Annotated in this window: 16 protein-coding genes; 2 read left to right on the top strand and 14 right to left on the bottom strand. The window is 61.6% G+C overall.

The features are described 5' to 3' along the window. Positions 1-98: 98 nt before the first annotated feature. Positions 99-3,047, bottom strand: coding sequence for a DotA/TraY family protein (locus tag F3J44_RS14960; RefSeq protein WP_167273730.1), 2,949 nt, complete (start codon positions 3,045-3,047; stop codon positions 99-101). A 931-nt stretch (positions 3,048-3,978) separates the two neighbouring features. Between F3J44_RS14960 and F3J44_RS14965 the strand changes: the two genes are divergently transcribed. Both F3J44_RS14965 and F3J44_RS14970 read left to right on the top strand, forming a co-directional pair. Next, complete coding sequence (locus tag F3J44_RS14965; RefSeq protein ID WP_205299905.1) at positions 3,979-4,524, top strand: hypothetical protein; 546 nt, start codon at positions 3,979-3,981, stop codon at positions 4,522-4,524. Between the two features lie 15 nt (positions 4,525-4,539). Next, on the top strand, positions 4,540-4,893 hold the full coding sequence (locus F3J44_RS14970; RefSeq protein WP_167273734.1) for a hypothetical protein: 354 nt from the start codon (positions 4,540-4,542) through the stop codon (positions 4,891-4,893). Positions 4,894-5,602: 709 nt separating this feature from the next. Here the strand turns inward: F3J44_RS14970 and F3J44_RS14975 are convergent. The 13 genes from F3J44_RS14975 to F3J44_RS15035 form a co-directional block, all read right to left on the bottom strand. Further along, positions 5,603-6,463, bottom strand: coding sequence for a hypothetical protein (locus tag F3J44_RS14975; RefSeq protein ID WP_167273737.1), 861 nt, complete (start codon positions 6,461-6,463; stop codon positions 5,603-5,605). Between the two features lie 37 nt (positions 6,464-6,500). Continuing rightward, positions 6,501-7,079 carry a hypothetical protein gene (locus tag F3J44_RS14980; protein ID WP_205299906.1) on the bottom strand — a complete coding sequence of 193 codons (579 nt, stop codon included), beginning with the start codon at positions 7,077-7,079 and terminating at the stop codon, positions 6,501-6,503. Next, positions 7,079-8,005: a hypothetical protein gene (locus tag F3J44_RS14985; protein WP_205299907.1), complete on the bottom strand. Its 927-nt coding sequence runs from the start codon at positions 8,003-8,005 to the stop codon at positions 7,079-7,081. The genes F3J44_RS14980 and F3J44_RS14985 overlap by 1 nt, the downstream gene beginning before the upstream one ends. Positions 8,006-8,097: 92 nt before the next feature. Continuing rightward, entirely contained in the window at positions 8,098-8,892 is a 795-nt protein-coding gene (locus F3J44_RS14990) for a hypothetical protein (RefSeq protein WP_167273740.1), read from the bottom strand. Between the two features lie 12 nt (positions 8,893-8,904). Next, complete coding sequence (locus F3J44_RS14995; protein ID WP_167273742.1) at positions 8,905-9,873, bottom strand: hypothetical protein; 969 nt, start codon at positions 9,871-9,873, stop codon at positions 8,905-8,907. Between the two features lie 133 nt (positions 9,874-10,006). Further along, a complete protein-coding gene (locus tag F3J44_RS15000; protein WP_167273745.1) occupies positions 10,007-11,323 on the bottom strand; it encodes a type IV secretion protein in 1,317 nt (438 codons plus the stop codon). A gap of 55 nt (positions 11,324-11,378) precedes the next feature. After that, entirely contained in the window at positions 11,379-11,597 is a 219-nt protein-coding gene (locus tag F3J44_RS15005; RefSeq protein WP_167273748.1) for a hypothetical protein, read from the bottom strand. A gap of 97 nt (positions 11,598-11,694) precedes the next feature. Continuing rightward, complete coding sequence (locus F3J44_RS15010) at positions 11,695-12,894, bottom strand: ATPase, T2SS/T4P/T4SS family (RefSeq protein WP_167273750.1); 1,200 nt, start codon at positions 12,892-12,894, stop codon at positions 11,695-11,697. After that, positions 12,891-13,838, bottom strand: coding sequence for a type IV secretory system conjugative DNA transfer family protein (locus tag F3J44_RS15015; protein WP_240158386.1), 948 nt, complete (start codon positions 13,836-13,838; stop codon positions 12,891-12,893). The genes F3J44_RS15010 and F3J44_RS15015 overlap by 4 nt, the downstream gene beginning before the upstream one ends. 2 nt (positions 13,839-13,840) lie before the next feature. Then, the gene (locus tag F3J44_RS15020; protein WP_205299908.1) at positions 13,841-14,341 is read right to left on the bottom strand and encodes a DotD/TraH family lipoprotein; all 501 of its coding nucleotides are present in this window, start codon (positions 14,339-14,341) and stop codon (positions 13,841-13,843) included. A gap of 83 nt (positions 14,342-14,424) precedes the next feature. Continuing rightward, positions 14,425-14,949, bottom strand: coding sequence for a transglycosylase SLT domain-containing protein (locus tag F3J44_RS15025; RefSeq protein WP_167273754.1), 525 nt, complete (start codon positions 14,947-14,949; stop codon positions 14,425-14,427). 2 nt (positions 14,950-14,951) lie between these two features. Then, entirely contained in the window at positions 14,952-15,569 is a 618-nt protein-coding gene (locus F3J44_RS15030) for a hypothetical protein (RefSeq protein ID WP_167273757.1), read from the bottom strand. A gap of 116 nt (positions 15,570-15,685) precedes the next feature. After that, on the bottom strand, positions 15,686-18,622 hold the full coding sequence (locus tag F3J44_RS15035) for a type IV secretion protein DotL (RefSeq protein WP_167273760.1): 2,937 nt from the start codon (positions 18,620-18,622) through the stop codon (positions 15,686-15,688). Between the last annotated feature and the right edge of the window lie 4 nt (positions 18,623-18,626).

Here is an 18,626-nt window from a genome sequence, read left to right on the forward strand (position 1 = left end):
GCCAGCGAGGCGGAAAATTCCCACTCCACCGGGCGACGCCCAAACGGCAACGACCTCCACTCAGTGCCAGCTCAGGTGCGGCACCAGACCGCCCCGGCTTATCGCCCCTCGTCATCGCTGCCTTGGTTACCCGCCGAGCGTGCGCCGGCAGGCAACCCTGCATCGTTGAACTGGGCATCTTTCACGCTGCTGTCCTGGCCAGGGCCACCTGGCGATTGCGTTTCAGGCTGCTGTGCGGCCGCGTCGCTCCCGGCGGGCGCTGCGCCACCGCTGAGCGACTCCTTGTACGCCTGAATACGCGCATCGGCACCTTCGTTGTAAGCCGCCTTGCCCTCGGACTTGGCCGTCGAGTAGGCCTGCTTGAAATCAGCACCGGCCGCAAGCCCGGCCGATGCCAGCCCCGCACCGGCCGTCAGCGCGCCATTGGTTACCGCATCACGCATCCGCCCGCCCATGGAGGCCGAGCCCGATTCGCGGTAAGACTCCACACCGGCACGCCCTGCCGAAAGCGCGGCACCGCCCACGTTGCGCATGGCCCTGGCGGTGGATGACGCGCCGCCGGTAATCGCCCGGCCCAACGCCACACCTGCAGCATCAACGCGCTTTTCGCCGAGGGTACGTTTGTCCTTGGACTCCGCCTTGGCGCCGGAGTCCTGGCCGCCACCGCCGCCAGCGCCCTGGTTGTTGGCACTGAGCAACGCCGCGCCACCATCCGAACCGCCACGTGGCCCGCCGCCTTTTTTACCGCCACCACCCGGCGAGGTGCCATCCGGCGGTGGCAGCTTGCCCTTGCCGCCCCCCAGGCGCATGCCGGTACCGCCGCGAATGCTGCCTGCCGCCTCTGTCACGCCACTTCGCATCTGGCCAACGGCACTGGTTTCACCCAGGTCACTGACCCCGGCGCCGATCCAGCGCAGCACTTGGTCAGGCAAGGTCTGCGGCAGGCCGAAGGTCATGTACAACACCGGCAGCAGGGTCAGGCCGAACACCATGAACCACCAGGCGAAGGTCAGAAACTCCGAAATCGCGCCAACGCCACCCGATGACGTCACCACCGCCCCTCGCATCGCGAAGAAGCCCTTAGCGATGTAGTCGATCACCGGGTCCGACACCAGCACGGCAGCGAACAGCCCGAGAATGGCCAGCGCCGGACGGGCGAACAGCGATAGCAGCAACAGGTAACCTTGGGTCTGGGAGCCTACGAACGTGCGGTCCGGCGTCATGTGCATGACCGCCCACAGCGGCGCGGCGATGATCGACTGCAACACCGCCAGCAGCCAGCCGACGAAGACGATCATGAAAATCGTGTAGGGCAGGCTAGGCAGGAACACCGCGAAGTAGAACGCCATCGGCTCGATGTAGTTGGCCATCAGCGCAAGCTGCTTGATCGGCACTTCCAGCACCCACTCCCACAGCGGCGTCACGATCTTGTCCAAGTCCAGGCCGTTACCCAGCCCTTTGATCGACGAAAGCGTACCCGCGATCACCCGCACCGCAGTGGCTGCAGTCTTGATCGCGACATCGGCCACCATGATGCTTGCACGCGCAACGCTCAGGTAATCACCCACGCACTTCATGCGATTGAGCGAGCCCCCCATTTGCCCTGCGGTTCCGCACAGGGGCGTCTGCCCGTTGCTGCCGGCGCCGGTCGCGATCTCTACCACGTTCAGCATCAAGCCATTGACGTACGACGACATCTTGGCGTCCATGTCCGACTTCAGGGAGCCCAGGTTGATATCGCTCTTGGGGTCCTTGGGAATGAGGCTGGCAAGGTCGTCGGCCTTGACCTGTCTGGACGTGGAATAGTCCGAGCTCTCTTCCGCCTTCTTGTTGACCGCCTCGGTGACCGTGGTCACGCTGTTGACCAACAGCGTGGCACGCGAGTCCGCAGGCAAGCCAGACAGCGAAGGGGCGCCAACGGTGCCCACCGATTCGGCCAGCACCCCGGCGATCTGCCCACGGACCATGCCTACGCGCTGGAACCAGCCACCGGCTGCCGCCCAGCCGTCTTCGGTCAACGTATCAATGAAGGCTTTCAGGCCATTGTCAACGCCGTTCTGCCCTGCATCCACCTGGCTGGAGAGCTGGGTGACGATCTGCTTTTCCCACTTGTCGACAATCGTGTTGAAGTTGGCGGACTTGACGTTTTCCCACCCTGCATCATTGAGGGTCGCCGGCCAGGCGTTAACCCAAACATCCAGCTCCCTCATCATTTGCGTCGCGGCATTGATCTTCACGGTCTGGACGTTGGCGCGCAGTTGCTCCAGCGCCTGCGGAATCGGCTCGTCCTTGGTCTGGGCCTCGTAGCTGGCTAACGTGACGGTGCCGCAGATCGGCGCACCACCGGCCAGGTTGGTCTGCCCGTTGCGGTCCATGAGGTAGAAGGTCATCTCCCGACGCCCATCGACCACGGTGTTCTTGTCGGGCTCGGACGCCGCCGAGCTGCCGCTGCTGCCTGCGCCAACCTCGGGCCTGTCGGCCCCGGTGCTGTCGGCGTAGATCGAGTTCGCAGCATGGGCGCAGTAGGCGGCCGCCACGTACTGCCGGGCAAAATCACGCAGGCCGTAGAAGTTGCCCGGCGCATTGACCCCTTGAACGATACCGTCCGGCGACAGCACCCCCATGGTCATGCCAGCCTTGTAGGTACCATTGGCAAAACCGATTCCCCACAGCGAACACATCAGCACGATCAGCTGAATGAAAGAGAAACCGCTGGTGGTCGGCAAAAGCACCGCACCGCCGGCCACGATCCGAACCGGCGTCCAGAGCGAAGACCAGCCCTTGCCCATCGCTTCACCGTCGTTGGCGGTGTTCAACACGCCCATCACCGCGACATAGGAAACGATGAGGGAGCCGATGATCAGGATCCCGCTGTTGAAAAAGCCGAACATGGTGGCAAGGATGTTCGCGCTTGCTTCCACCCCGTTGGGGTCAGTGCCTTTGACCAAGGAAGTGATAACCGGGCCGAATATCCGAGTTAGCATCTCGACTGACTGGTCAGAACAGCTGCCTGCATCGCTGCACGGGGAGAACGGCATTTGAGCCATTGAGAGTACCTACCTGAATCGAGTTGCGGACGGTTGATCTAAATCGTTCGCGACGAATTCCCCTTGGAATGCTCCGTCGTCCTTGAGTTGGCTCAAGCGCCCACGGCAGGTGACGGCCTGCACATGAATGCGTTCGAGCTCGAGCACGGTATCCCGCCAAGGCATGAGCCGATGGATGGATAAGGCTGGCCAATGTTAACCAGATAACGCCAATTTATCAAAAAAATGTTACGAAAGAAAACTAACAAAACCCTTTGCCCCACCCCTCAGGCTCGTTAAACAACGTTGTAAGCCGCTATCCTAAAATCATCATACAAGCACTAAAAACGCTGATAAATCAGCTAAAAAAGCGCGAAAAACATGCAAAAAATAGGCTGACTAAAAGACCTCGCACGTCTCGAAGCGCTCTATTCAGATACCCCTGGAAGCCCCCAGAAACCGCCGAATCATCGGCCATGCAGGCCACTGGCGGCCCTAGAAATGCCGTTTTTTCGGACAAAAACGACCGCTAAAGCCAGTTTGCAAACCAGGCGCCGCAAACGCTCGAATGGCCGATTCATACCCGATTTACGGGCTTTTAAAGCTCAAGACCTATCACGGCGCGGCAGAACTGGACGCACAGGTCCGGGGGATGCCAGGCATACCCTAATCGAGTAAAAAAATGATTTATCAAACTCAAGCACAAGAAAAAAGACAATAGAAATGCTATGGTCACTTGTACAGGCGAACCCAGGGTTCGCGAAGAATCACTCCACGCACGCCAGCGCAGGCCCAGCCAGGCTTCCTGCCCCTTGCGCGCGAATGGAGTACAGCCATGCGGAAGGCGCCAAAACCGACTGAATCGGGCACGTTCACGCCCTGTGAGAAATGACGGACTTAGATGCAGCTATCAATACGCGATGCGAGCCGATTCGTGATCGGCGCCGGGCTCATGCAACAGAAAGCCATTGAAACCTCAGGCAACCCGGCAATCAGTTTCGAGCATGTTGCGCAAGCCGCCCTGCGCGGCGGCCCTGACGGCCAAAAAATCCGCCAGACCATCGACACCCTCGCTGAACACGAGGCGCAATGGCTGCGCAACACACCGCCCCATACCTTGAAATCCGACCGGGTCATGCAGAGCCGCAAGGCCGAGGTGAGCGCATTCACGGCCATCCACCAGGCCGTCATCAGTACCGTGGCCTTCGAAGCGGCAGGCCCGGCTGAAAAGCCTGAGGCAGAGCGCGGCCTGCACCAAGCGCTGCAAGGGGCTTACGAAGCGATCGACAACAGCCCAGGCTCGCGAGGCGACCGCGAAGGCTTGCTGGCAAGCATGCGCGACCAGGTAGCCGCCTGCACGTCGGACGATACGTTCATCCAACGCACCCTGCGCGACAGTGAACGCACCTACCTGGCCGCCGACCTGGACAAGACGCTCGCCCGCTACAACAGCCCCACGCTGCCGCGCAGCGAGGGGCTCGACGATTACAGCCTGTAAAGGACGACACGCCATATGCCAAACGCACAGGACTTCCAGAGCTTCACCGCCTCCGTATTCCCGTCCCAAACCACGGAAATCGTGATCGCCAAGCAACCCGCCCTGGCGGAACACGGCCAAGAGCTGCGCAGCGCCATCAATCAGCTCCCACCTGAAGCGTCGCGAACGTTGCTCGGCGAATATGGCGCGGCAACCCCGGCACTGGTAGGCATGCTGGAAGACGCCATTGTGCAGCGCGAGTTCGCCCATGAGCATGCGGCCCAGCAGGCCAACCTCAGCCAGGATTGGCTGAATGCGGCCGACCTGCAGCGCACCGGCATCGATGAATCGGTGGCAGCGGCGGACGATGCCTGGAACATGGCCCCGTGATAACGGGCATAAAAAGACCGGACTGAGTCCTAATGCTGTTCACTTAAGCGCGATGTGACATTGTTGGGGCTGCTTCGCAGCCCATCGCAGGCAAGCCAGCTCCTACAGGACCGCGAAATTCTCGAAGTTTGCGCTGTATCTGTAGGAGATCACCCAGCCCTTGCGGGCTGCGCAGTCGCGCAGGAACCATTGCTCGCAAGCGCGCCGCAATTACCTGTAGGAGCGGGCTTGCCCCGCGAACACCGGCGCAGCCGGTGCCATGCACCGCGTCGCCTGCTTCGCGGGACAAGCCCGCTCCTACAAGGATTCTCTGTTAAATCAGATATTTGCGATTTGTTCGATGAGAGCCTACCCAGCCCTACGGGCTGCGCTGTCGCGCAGGGAACAGTGCCAGCAGCCGCGCCGCGATGCCCTGTAGGAGCGGGCTTGCCCCGCGAACACCGGCGCAGCCGGTGCCATACACCGCGTCGCCTGCTTCGCGGGACAAGCCCGCTCCTACAAGGATTCTCTGTTAAATCAGATATTTGCGATTTGTTCGATGAGAGCCTACCCAGCCCTACGGGCTGCGCTGTCGCGCAGGGAACCGTGCCAGCAGTCGCGCTGCAGTTCCCTGTGGGAGCTGGCTTGCCTGCGATGGGCTGCGAAGCAGCCCCAACAATGTCACATCGTACTTAAGTGAACAGCATTAGGGCTCAGCCTAGGCTTCGCCTCACTGCGCAGCAGCCTGCTGCGAAGCGCTCTTGAACTCGTACAGGCTGTTCTTGCACCCCATCGAAGCCACCGTGAATCGCACTTCATAACGGGAATAGTCCCGCGCTGAAACGTTCGCAGGCTTACGCCCCTTGTCGACAGCGCCATTGTAGGCCAGCACCGCATCGCAGGTGCTCATGTCGCCGACCTTGGTGTTGAGCCTTGCAGCCTTCGAGCGCATCTGCGCCTCGAAACCGGCATCGTTGATCACGACCGGGGTACGCATAGGCGTCGTCGCCAAGGCGACATCCTGCCCCCGGCCTGCGCCGAGGAAGCCCACCACCATGGTGATCTGGCCATCGCTACCCACACGCGGCAGCCCGGTGAAACGGGTCGCGAACTGCCCCGTCCCGGCCAGCTGGCTGATGGTTTGCCCCGTCATCTGTGCCCAGTAGGCTTGCGGCGGATTGGCTGCATCGTAAGCAGGAGCGGCCCTGTTGTAGGGTTTGCCAGCCATCTTGAGGGCCTGCTGCCTGCTGAAGTAGCGGTCACGGCAGGTATTGCTGGTTTGCGTGTCCATCGGCTGGCTGGATTTCGCGCTGTAGAGCAACGCAGCCGCGCACTCATAGTCGTACTGGCCGGCGAAATACAGGAACTGGCCACTGTTAAGCGGGCTTCTGGTGGGCATCAGGTCCAGGCCGCTGCCACCCCCGCCCGCCATGCCGGTAGCGACACTGGTGGGCACCAGCGATGCCAACGAACTGGTAGTTTCATCCGAGAAGCGAATCTTGGTGGTGCCATCGGGCATCCGCTCAGTGGTTACACACCCCGCCATCGCGACGGTAGCCAGCATGGGCAGAATGAGTTTGAACTTGGTCATGCGCGTGTCCTTACTTTGAAAATCGGCTTGAGTGCGATCAGAAGAAGCGACCCATGTCTTGCTGCTTGATTCTCGCCTGCTGGCGTTCCTTCAATTGCTGCACGACATCGCCTTGGCGTATTTCGACAGGCTCGCCAATCGGTTCGCCCACCTCAACGACATACCCATCGCGCACGATTACCTGCACGAACCGGACCTCGCGGGCCGATGCCATGAGCGCACGCTTGCTGCTTTCATCGACGAAAATCCCGAGGGACAAGGCAGGAATGCGAGCATCCATCAGGCTGACCGCCTCGACCGAGAGGTAGAGGCGATCGGAAATGTAGGCGGCCTGGAACGGCATGAACGCAACCCAGGCCGCCTCGAATGGCTGAACCCCTACATAAAGGGTAGCGTCATCGACCGCAAAGCTGAAACGGCCACTTTGCATCGGTGAGAGCAGCATCACACGTTCATGATTGGGGTGATTCAGCACTTCATCCCGCTTGAAGTTCGCAGCCCAGCGAAGAAAGTTGGTGTAGGCCACTACCTGCTTGGCAGCTCGCGCCACACGCCCCCTATCTTCTGCACTGATTGCCGGCCCGCCATCCTTATGGCCCTGAATACCCATCTCCATCAACCCTCGTGTTTTTTGCGCTTGTCCAGCATTCCGAAGAAGTCATCCAGAATCTTGTTCAGCATCTTCTGCGGCGTATGGCCAAAGTTCTTGGCATGTTCCGACACCCGCTCATGGTTGTCATTGCGCAGGGTGTAGGAGTTCGACGGGTCCTTCTTGCGGTTGCGGAAGGATATAAGCCCCGAACGGCGCGCCATCGACATCATGCGCTCGTAATCGGTGTGCGAAATGCTGAACTTCTTGCGAATATCGACCTTGGTCAGCCGCTCATCCGCCTTCATCAGGCGCACGGATTCGACCATCAGGTTATGCAATTGATTCAACTTCACCAAGTGGTTGAAACCACTGTCGATTTGCCCTCGCTCCACGGCCCCGCGATCAGTGTCCGGCCGGGCCAGCCCGCTGGACAGGTTCTTCAGTACGACCTCATCAGACAGGTCAAGCGGGTTTCGGTTCTTCTTGGTTTCCTTGAAATCAGGCGATTCACCGCTCAGGTAGTACACCGACCCCTGCTTGGCGATTTCCACTTCCAGGAACGAACAGGCCACCATGAAAATGTCTTCAGTGCACAACTTGCGCGACACCCCTTGCTGAATCACCTCGCGGCTCATCGGCTCGCCGGCGGCGCGCAGGGCAGCCTGGGTGTGCTTGGCCCGCTGAATATCCTGGACCATGTTGAAATACGACTTCAGTGGCAGCACCTTGTCGGACAAGTTGACCAGCGGGTGCAACTCTTTGACGGTGTCTGCCAGAACATCCGGCGAGGGGACCAGCAGCGACCTCAGGCCTTGGGCAAGCGACAACAATTTAGCCCCATCTTTAACTTCATTCGCTGGTCGCATATAGATACCTAAGGTTCTCCAATCCAAAATAGTCTTCAAGTGCTCGAAAGGGCGTAACGCCCCATCAAGCAGGACAGCAGCCAAGGGCCTTGTGAGCCCCGCCTGCTCTCAGTTCCAATCCTGGAAAAGAGCCTCCATCGGCAACTGCATGGCCGCGAAGATGTAAGCCGCACCCATCATTGCGGCGCCAGACACCCAAGGTCTCCGCCTTGACCAGGGTCGAGCCCCATGGATTGCAGCGTCTGCTTGGTCAGTTCCACCTGTGCCTTGATCGACTCAGGGTCATTGGCCATCTGTTGCGCGACAGCATTTTCAATCGGGGACTGCAGGGAAGCAAGATGCGAAATCGTCGCCAGGGCAGCGATCACCAGCACCGGTGGCAGCACCCAGGCCATGACTGTCTTGCGCTTGCGCGCCCTGGCCTGGCGCTCGGCATCATTGGCAGCCTGCTCACGCAGCGCCTTGCGCGACGGCTGGGCCGCAGCGCCTGGGTACTGCGAGGCGGTAAACGGCACGGCGTGCACAGGTTCCGGCAACACGCCCGCCGCTTGCACCTCACCGCGCTGAAAGCATTCATTGAGTGCTTCACCCAGGCACTCCGACAGCGCCTGGCGCACCGTGTAGGCGACCTGCGCCGGGTCGATGTGGGTCAGCGTACCTTTGCGGTCGGCCTCGGCGTGGAACACCAACTGCAACGTCGCAAGCTCATGGCTGACCTGAAGGCCAGCATCGTCCTGGGTTACCAGGCTGACGCGACCGCGAAGCGAGCGCTGGTGGCCTTCGTCTTCGGCCGAGTCGAAACCGCTCACGTCCAGCCAGAGCTGCTCGAATGCCTTGGGAATACGCACGGTACGCGCGGCCCGCTGCATGTCATTGGGGCTCTGGCTGTCGAACACCACCAACAGGTGTTCACCCGAGCCGAAAATGCGAAGGCTGGGGTCGAACGCGAAGTTCGCCGCTTTGGCTTTCATAGACGTTGCTCCTTAAAGTTTCCCAAAGATGTCTTCAAGCACGACCGCCTGCGAAAGGCCGGTCATCATCCTTGGCTTCCCTGTACGGTGATCGATGAAAAAGGCTGCCGGGACACCCGCTTGTTCCTTGCCGTTGTTTTCGAACGCGGCGAACAGGAATGCCAGGTTGGTGCTCAGCTGCTCGACGGTTTGGGCCGAGGGCTCGGAGCGGATCTGCTCATGCTTGCCCAGCACCCGCGCCAAGGTCTTCTGGTCCTTGGCCTGCAGAATCGTGGCGGCCAGCGGCACGCCGTCTTCCGGGTTGCCCAACGCGGCGGACGGAATCCATTTGATGGAGTGGCCCTTTGCCGCGTATGCCCTTGTTAAGTTGTACGCCTCCCGGCAGAACGGGCAGCGCGGGTCGATGATGATGTAGACAGTATCGCCAATGCTGCCCTTGCCTTCCTTGATGCCTGCCAACGAGTCGACCGTTTTCATCGACTCCGGAATGGCGCCTTTGAAGTTGCCGTCCATGGCCGCCGCCTGCCGCACGTTCGCGGTTTCCAGCGGGGACATCAGCGCAGCGGCCGGGGCAGAAGGCACTGCGGCAGCTGGCGGCGGCGGGGTAACGGCCTTGGCCACACCCGGCAGGAAGGCATCGGAGATGTTGGCACCGGTCGCGGCATTCCAGGCGACACCGGTGAACAGCACCGCCGAGTCCGGGGTGCTGAACAACACCACCTGGTGGCCATTCTTCTCCACGGTCCAGGCGGTCAGGCCACCCAGGCCCACAGGCTGGGCACTGACGATACGGCCGTAGCGCGATACCCGCTGCGCAGTCAGGTCATCGAGCTCCTGCTGCGCAGGATTTCCTGGCGCAGCAGCCTGAGCGGTGATGAAGGAAGAAAGGTCCGTCGTCTGCGTCGGGGCGGCATGGGCAACTGAAATGCCCGCCGCAAGCGCCGCCAGCATGGCGACAGGTCTTGCAATCACACCACTCATGATTCGATATCCATATTAAGAATCCAATACGATCGTATTCTAACAAAAAAGCAAACAAAGGCACTAAAAAAACAAAAAAGGGCCATCTTTTCAGACGACCCTCATGCCACTCGCTGTGCTCGCGCTCGCTAATTCACTGCGCCGATTCGGCACGTGCTGCCACCAAGGCCGCCGCATGCTGTTCCTGCTCCAGCGCCTCATAGCGCTTGCGGTCGGCATCGGAGTATTTGTACACGCCCATGGCCAACTCAAGGCCATTGACGGCCTTGTCCAGCTGCGGCTCGGCCAGTGAAACCCCCGCTTTGCACTCATACAGGAAGTGCGACAGGATGCCCGGCGCCTCCGGGAACCCCGCCTGGCGGCCGATCGTCTGCAGCGCATACCACATGTCCCGGTCGAAGAACCGCAGCCAGCGCATTTCAGCCGGTGGCAACACCCCCAGGCGCCGTGCCTGGAAGAACATGGCGAAGATAATGGTCCTGACGAACGCATGGGCGTGCAGGATGGCGCTGGCATTGGGGTGCTTGATGTACTTCTGGATGATTGCCCGCGGCACGTCCAGCGCCAACTCAGGCGTGAGCCAGGCATAAGGCTCTGATGCCTCGCCCTTGCCTTCGCGCCCCGCCGGTGCTTTGAACTGGTCCCAGCACCAGGCAATCATGAAGTCGCTGTCGGCCATCGCCGCCTTGAAGGCGCTGTCATCGAGCGCGGTATCCGTGGCCACTACCCGTGGCAGGGCGATCGCCACCAGCAGGGTTTCGGCAGGAGAAAGGTTGCCAACCCGGGTCCAGTGCTGGCCCAGCTGGCGCCGCAATACTTCGGTGGCTTTCTCGCGGTCCAGGGTCGGTGCCCAGCTGCGGTCCGATTGCGCTTGCCAGCCGCTGATCAGCAGGTGCCGGTAGACGAACTGGCGTGAAGTCTGCGACATGCCAAACACCGGGTGATCCAGCGGCTGGGCGATCAGGTCGAGCGCTGCGAACATCCGCAGGTGCGGGTACTGGGCCTTGTTCTCTTGCACGAAACTCTTGATGTCGTGGGTCTTGGTGAACTTGAGCTTGGGGTGGGTCTTGTTCACGCGCATGAACATGCGCACGGCGAACACCACCATCAGCACCAGCAGGAAGCCGTTGATGAACAGGGACGATGAGGTGATCTCCCCCCACGCCACGCTCGAAAAATCACGCTGGCAGGCACCGACGATACCGTCGGGTGCGCACATGCGCCCCACCCACTCGCTGATCGACGAAAGACCCGGAATCTCCGCCAGGCCGCCGAGCACGCTCGGCACCCACAGTTCCACATAGCGGATATAGGTGTAGGCGGTGGAAATCTTGTCGTGGGCGAAGTACCAGGCCCCCCACCCTGCCAGGTAGAGCACGACCATGATGCCCAGCAAAATGGCGGGGTCATCCCAGGTGAAGCTCTTCTGCCCGCCTCCTTGATGTTTCATTCTTTGCCTCCTCTGGCCACCACAACGCGCTTGCTGGTCATGCTCACCCTGCCTGTTACCTGATCAGCTCTTTGAGAATGTTGTGGGTGGTGCGTACACGCCCCACCAGAAACACCCCGGCCTGGCGGCAAACCGCACGCACGGTCATCTTCTTCACCACTTCGATGTACACCAGGCCAACGGTCATGACCAGCGCCAGCGGCAGCAGGAATTTCCAGAATGCTGGCACCAGCAACAACATCAACCAAGGCAAGGCGGCACTTGCATTGATCACGAAGAAACGCGCCGGCGGAGCGCTTCTGCTCCAGTGATACCGTCCAGTTGCCATAACCTCTCCCAGAATTCATTGCACTTGCCATTGCCTGGCCCGTTCAGCCATGACGCAAATCGCGGGCCGTGGCTTCGTTGATCAAACCCGCTGCCAGCAAGCGGTCCGCTTCGGCGGCGAAGGTATGCCCTTCATCACGCACGAACTCGGCGACGCGCTGGGTGACCCGGCCCATGTCGGTCAGGTCCATCAAGGTATCGCGCACCTGTTCGGTGAAACGCAGCCACGAACGCGCCGCAGTGCGCTTGCCATCGACGGTGGGTACCAGCTTCTGCGCCATCATGAATCGGCTGGTATCGACCAGGTCATAGATGGCGGTGGCCCGCTCCTGTTCGGGGAAACGGGAAATCATCCGGCGCATGATCGCCGCCACATCCTTGGCGTGGACCGTGCCGAACACCGGGTGCCCGGTCAGCGACAGCTCCACCGCGGCGCGAATGGTTTCCTGGTCGCGCAGCTCGCCGATCACGCACAGGCCGGGTGCCCGGCGCATGGCCTCGCGGTTGGCGCGGTAGAAATCCTTGAAGTGCGTGGGGATCTGCGACTGCACGAAGATCGAATGCTTGCTCTGGATCTTGTCGTAGGTGAACTCGATCGGCTCTTCGTGGCTGATCAGGTTGCCCTTGATCGGCGTCTCGTTCTCCAGGATGAACCGGTTGATGGCGGCGAAGGTGGTGGTCTTGCCGTGGCCGGTGGCCCCGGCCACATAGACGATGCCATCGCGCGGCGTGGCCATTCGCACGATGTCCTCGCTCAGGCCCACATCCTGGATGCGCGGCGGGTCATCGGGGATGGCCCGGATGACGATCTGGCAAGAGGTGTCGCCATGGCAGGCAATGGGCGAGGCGTTGACCCGGTAGGCATAGCGCAGGCGCGCGCCGCGGGCATCCTTGCGCTGCGGGTCGAACAGCTCATAGCGCTCGTTGACCGCCGTGCCGGAAACGATATCGGTGGTGGCGGTGTCGCGATTGGCCGCCATCTTCAACAGCTCGTTGACCTCGCCGACATCCAGCGCCCGCCGGGTGACCGCATACAGCCGCCCGTACTTTTTCACCACCACCGGCAAGGCCGGCTGGATGAAGATGTCACTGACGCCGTGGGACAACGTTTCCAGCATCATCGCCTTGAACTGGTCAGCGCGATCAAAGCGAAACGGGTCTTCATAGCTGGTCAGCCGCTCCAGGCGCTCGATCAAGGCGCCTGGCTCCAGCATCATCACGTCGTCGTGAAAATCCTGTTTCATTGCCGCTTGCCTTCAGCGCCTGCAGGCGGCGCGCTCAGCTGGCTGCCAGCGGGCGCAGCGAACGCCTTGGCCGCTGCCGGGCTGGCCGCGCTGGCGGGGTTAGCCGAGCGTACGGGCGCGCTACGGCGAACTGGATCAGCCGTGGTCGACGTGGCGATCGAGCTGCGCCACGCGCTCATGTTGTCGTTGAATGCCGGCAGCGTGGTGATACGCAGCAAGGTTTCATCCACCGCCATCGAGCGGCCTTCTTTGGTTACCGGGATCGCCGCACCCGAGATGATCGGCAGGGTGACCTGGCCATGGCGGGCGAACTCGCTGAAGCGGCGCATGCCGTCGATATCGCGGTTCATCCGGTCGAAGCCGTAGGCCAGCATCAGGTTGGCCTGCTCGATACCCTGTTTCCAGCCTTCGCGCACGGCCAGCTTCCAGACTCGCTCTTCTTCGCTGGAGCGCGGCACCAGCGCCGACACCAGCGAGGTACGGTCGTAACTGGGCAGCGGGAAGTTCAGGTAATCGCGCCAGCTCGGCGGCACGGAGGAAAAGCGTGCCTGCGATTCGATCTTGTAGGCGGCCCCGGAAAGCCGCAGCGTGTAGTCGCCGTCCTGGTTGTACAGGTGGCGCGCCTCGGTGATCACCGGCGGCACTACCCGGTCCTGGATCATCAGGGTGCCGAAATCGTAGACCGTATCGAACTCGCGTTCACGCAACTTCAGGGCGTTGTTGATGTTGGTGAGCTGCCAGGCCAAGCCCGCTTTCACCCCCACCTGCAGCGCTGCGTCCAGAATGGCCTCGCCGCGTGCGGCCGAGGCCTGGTTCTTCTCGTCACGCATGGCCTCGACTGCCGACTTGGCATCGCCAGTGTCATCCTGCTGCCGAACGTAGGCTGGCTTGTCGTACAGGCGCTCGGCGTCCTGCAGGCTCATCGGCGGCATGTCCATCGCCATGTTCAGCTCCTCCCCAATGCCAATGGCACGGGCTTGTAGATCAGGCGCAGGGTGTTGGTGCTCTTGTCGAGTACCACGTCGGCACCGGTATCGATCTGCACGCCCACGTCCTTGAGCACATTGATCGGTGTGGCCTTGCGTACCCACACGTTGATGGGCTTGAGGTCCACAGGTTTTCCGCTTTCGACATAGGCGTAGCCATAGCGGCTGGCGAAGGTCTGCAGCAGTTCCTGCGGCTTGCCGATGAAATCGATGTCGACCTGGTCGGTATCTACCGCCGCTTGCCGGGAAGCGGCCTGCACGCGGTCGGCGTTGAGCCGGGAAACATAGTTGTGCTGGGAGTTGACCGCTACCGACACCTTGTCGGCGATGATCCGGCTGGCAAACGCCTCGGTATCTTCGGTGGTCGGCTTGGCGGTGCTGGCGCAGCCCCCAAGCGCCAGCAGTGCCAACAGCACGCTCCCAGCCTGGTAGCGGCGCGCACCCATGAGCATTCCTTTCATCTAAAAACTCCTGAAGTTGTCAATCTGTTTGGCCGGGAAACCTCGCCAGGCCCGGCGGCATCGGCCATGTTGCGGCGGCCTGTCTACTGGTAGCTCACCACCAGCCCGGCGTGACGCTGTCGTTCAAGGTACTTGCCCCATTTCACCGCAAGCGGAATCAGGCCTTTCTTGTAGGCGTCATTGAACTTGCGGGTGCGGGAGTGATAGTTGGCCGCGCGGGTCCAGAAATCCTGCCCGTTGTTCTCTTCCAGCTTTTTCCGTAGCAGCCAGGCCGCCAGCTCGGCGTTGTAGCAACCGCGCCAGGCGACATCGGACTTGGTAATGGCCGGGTACGCGGCGAACACGCCCTTGGGGCCCCAGTGGGTGGTGTTGATCTGGAAGTGGCCAAGGTCGAACGTGCCGTTGTCGTTCGACACGCTCTGGCCGTTCTTGCCGCTTTCCTTGCTGGAAATGGCCAGCAGCACATTGGCCGGTACACCTTGGCGCTGGGCAGCCTGAACCACGCAGTCGATGTCTGCCGGGCGCACCGCATAGAAGTCATCGGCCTGCACCTGCGCGGCACCCAGCGCGAGCGACAGCAGCAGCCGGTAGAAGCCGTGGCGGGCCATGTTCAGATGATCCACTTCTGATGTTGAAACCAGAACCAGAACGCGCCCTGGACGAACAACTGCCCGGTTTTCACCTGCCAGCTGCGATAGGACTTCTTCATGCCGAACACCCACAGGGCGAACGCGATCGACAGCCAGTTCAAGGCGATCATGACCCCGGCACCGGTGGCCAGCAGGTAGACGAAGCCGATGACGGCGATCAGGCTGGCAATGAAGAACGCCCGGGAGTGCAGCTGGTGGTTGCGCGCGATGCGGTCCACCTCCTGCCGCTCGATGGTGGTCAGCTGCGCCTTGACCCGCTCGTTGCGGTAGTGCGTGGCATGGTCGCGGACCTTCTTCAGGTCGTCTTCTTCGAGCAAGGCGAAGTCGCAGTTGTTGCAGGTCCAGCTGTGAAGCTCGCGGACCTTGCCACCGGCACTCTGCTCGAACGACTGATAGTCGTCCTCGCCCCTGAGCAGGATGCCCCGCTCGCACTCCGGGCAGGCTGGGTTGAAGTTCGAGCGCCACAGCGCCTTGATGTGCTGGTTGCCCATGCGCAGCTGGTTCAAGCCCAATGCCGCCATGGGCATGGTGATGAACGCGAACTTCGCGGCTTTCTTCCCTGAGCTGAACAACCCCATCCTTTCACCCTAGCATGCAAAAATCATATATTTTGATTATCTGTCAGATATATATCGTCGTCAATTTATGACATTAGTTCGAGCCTCGGTGAACCACCGGTCCTGGCGCTTGCCGGCTAGCCATTGGGCTGATCCTTCATCAATGCCCGGCACTGGGCCTTCAGGTCATCCAGGCGCTCGCGCATGACGGCCACGTCCTGCGGCGGCGGCTCGGGCGAAACGCGGTAGGCGGTTTGCTGCGCAATGGCATCGCAGGTTTCCTTGATCCGCTCCTGGGCCGCCCACTTGTCGGGCAGCGATGCGAACCCTTCGCCGCGGGCCACCAGCTCCATGGCGAGCATCTGCTGTGGCAGCTCCATCGCCAGCTCACGCGCCCATTCATCGTCCATGGCCTGCTCATCGACAGCCTCGACCGCCGCCATCACCGGCGCAGCGGCCATCTCGCCCAACAGGTCGGCTACCGCCAGCAAGCTCGCTTCGATCGCGGCGGGGCTTGCTGGATCGACCTGCGGCGCCGCTGCAACCGGCTGCGCCGCGCTGGCCTGGGGCACCGGCTTTTCAGCCGCTGGCGCTGCGGGGGCGGGCTTCTTCAAGCCGCCCGAGAGGTAAGCGCCAAGCACGGCGAACGAGGTGTCCATGCGCCCCAGCAGCGGCCGGTCGGGGTTGGCATAGTTGTGTTCGAACGCGCTGTGCATGCGTGCGAAGGTCGGATCGCCTTTCACCACAGCCCGCACACGCTTGGCGAACGAGCCGTCTTTCAGGCTGTCGACGAACGCATGGCGCGACTGCCGGTTCTGCGGCAGGTCCGAAGGCTCCGGCGGCTCCACCGGAATGAAGTCGTTGATGCGCATTTCCTTCGGCGCAGGGCCTGCGGTGTAGAAGCCAAGGCCGCGAATCAGCGCCACGCCACCGGTTTTGCCATTCTGCGATTTCTTGCCGATCAGGAAGGTGAACTCGCCATTCTCCTGCATCGCCACATCGTCGTAGTTCAGCCGGCTGCGCTGTTCGATAGCGATGTTGTCGGACTGGCGCAACTTCTCATTGCCTGCGGTACGCTCGAAATTGCCCAGCATGGCCTGCGACGATTCGGCCGCCGCACCCTGCACGCGCCGCCAGGTTTCGGACTCAGTGCCTGAGGTCAGGCGGCCGACGGCGCGAATGTTGGTGTTTTCCCAGGTGGCATCGGCCTCTTCGGCACTGGATTTCTTCAACGAGGAGAAATCCTGAGCCGCGAAGGTGACGCTGAAGCCCAGGCTCCGCGCCTGCGCCGGCGCCACCGCGAAGCCAACCACCGCGTAGTAGCCGTATTCGTCGAGGATGGTATAGAACGGGAACTTCGACCCCGTCGGCCGGCTGTCGATGATCTCCCGCACCACCCCTTCGACCCGGTTGCCCAGGCAGCCCGCCATCATCTGCTTGATGCTGCCGACGATCATCTTGCCGAGCATGCGCATGCTGTCGGGGGCACGTTCCAGTGCCGGCAACAGCACCACCAGCAGGCGGCGGTTGATCACCACGTCGTAGAAGTCCACATCGCCCACACGGGTCTTGAAGATATGCCCGTAGTTGAATGTCAGGTCGTTGAAGATCCGCCCCAGCTGCATGACGATGTAGCCGTGCTGTTCCAGGGTCTTGGTTTCCTGCTTCTTGAACTTGGCCTTCTGGTAGCCCGGCAAGGTCAGCAGGTACGAGCGCAGCGGGGCGACGATGACATCGAACATCTCGCCGTACTTGCCGCCGTGCTCCCACACCAGTTCCTCGATGACGTTCAGCTCGAAGTATTCCAGGTACTTTTCAGGGGACAGGTTGATGTAGCCCTTGTCCCGCAGGTACGTCAGCGGCCGCGTCAAGGCAGCGACGAACATGATCGCGCGGCCCTTCCACATGTCGCCGCCACCGCCGGAATCGTCCATCAGCGACACGATCAGCTCGATCAACATGCCCGACGAGGTGTTCCCCATCATGTTCATGTTGTTGGTGACCTTGTCGACCTGCTTCTCGACGAAGTCGCGGCCGGAGGTGATGAAGTTGATGATCAGCAAGTCATCTTCGCGCCCCAGGTAACGGGACAGGCGGAAAATTTCCTTCTGCAGCTTGGGGTCGCCCTTGCCGTCGACATAGATGAAGCCGGTGTTCTGCACCAGGGCGTTGAACACGATGCCAAGCAACAGCTCGGTGTTGTGGGTCACCAGGCTGTCGTCGGTGATGTACAGGTGATGCGGGTGATCGATTTCAATGCACTGGCAAGGCGCCTGGCCGGCAGCACTCACCTTCCACACTTGCGCCCAGCCATTGAACTTGGCAGAGCCACGTTTCTTGCGCACCTTGGGCAGCATCACCACGACGCCACGCGCCAGCAGTTCGCGGATGGCATCGGTGGTCACGGTATGGGCCTGTTCGGCGCCATCCTCGTCACGGGTCAGCACCCGCCACAGGTGGTCACCGGTGGCCTGGGCCCTGCGTCCGTCGCGGGTCGCCACGGTCCAGATCGGCTGCACACCCTGGTCGATCACCCGCAGCACCGCCGCATGCTTGCCATCGGGCGTGCACACGCTGTCGCCGACCTGAACCTGGCCCATCTGCACCCAGCCTTTGGGCGTGAGCACCTTGGCGTGCTTGGGTTGCGGCTTGCCGGAACCGGTGGTGCCCAGCACCAGTTGGTGGGTCCGCAGGTCGCTGTCACCGGCGTAGATCTGCTCCTTGGTTTCCAGGTCATTGCCGAAAAGGGTAACGCCCTCGCCTTTCTTCTTGCCCTTGTACGAACCGTCGTTGACATCCGCCAGCTTCGGCACCCGGTAAGGGAAATCGAATGTGCGGTTATCCACGTCGACGAACTTACGCTTGAACGCCCAGGCCAGCAGCAACAGCAGCTCACCGGAAAAAGGCACCTTGATCGTGATCAGCGCCAGCACCGGCAAGGCGAAGATGCCAAATACCGCGCCGTCGGCAGACTGGAAGAAATCACTGAAGCGCTGCCCGGCCAGGCGGGTGTCCTTGCGTCGCCGGGTGCTGCTGATTTCATGCTGACGGGATGCGCCCTTGTACTGAGCCATCGGT

This window comes from Pantoea sp. Tr-811 (assembly GCF_011752535.1).
Lineage (GTDB): Bacteria > Pseudomonadota > Gammaproteobacteria > Pseudomonadales > Pseudomonadaceae > Aquipseudomonas.